Source organism: Rhodoplanes roseus, from assembly GCF_003258865.1.
Lineage (GTDB): Bacteria > Pseudomonadota > Alphaproteobacteria > Rhizobiales > Xanthobacteraceae > Rhodoplanes > Rhodoplanes roseus.
In genome coordinates, this window is record NZ_NPEX01000700.1 from 1 (window position 1) to 344 (window position 344).

General features: G+C 67.4%; 1 protein-coding gene. It reads left to right on the plus strand.

Annotated features, from left to right (window positions below; all coding sequences use genetic code 11):
- Positions 1-142 precede the first annotated feature (142 nt).
- Positions 143-344: adenylyltransferase/cytidyltransferase family protein (locus tag CH341_RS32035; RefSeq protein ID WP_210208720.1), on the plus strand; the 202-nt coding region annotated here is incomplete at its 3' end.

The following is a 344-nucleotide window of genomic DNA, read 5'->3' on the forward strand; positions in this document are numbered from 1 at the left end:
GGGGCGGATGCACGCCCGCGGGCCCGTCGGCGTGGAGCAGCTGACGAGCTTCAAATACTGCGTTTATGGCAGCGGCCAGACGCGGACCTAGGGGCGAGGCGCAGCGATCTCCAGTTCGTTACACAAAGCCCGCGACAGCCGGATTTACGAAGGCCTCCCGCCGCATGGGCGGGGGCAGCGGATCGGGCTTTACGGCGGCTCGTTCAATCCGCCGCATATCGGACACCGGCAGGTGGCGCTCCGGGCGCTGCGGCTTTTGCAGCTCGATCAGGTGTGGTGGCTGGTGACGCCGGGCAATCCCTTGAAGGCGCCGCATGGCTTAAAGCCGTTGCGGGAGCGGCTGG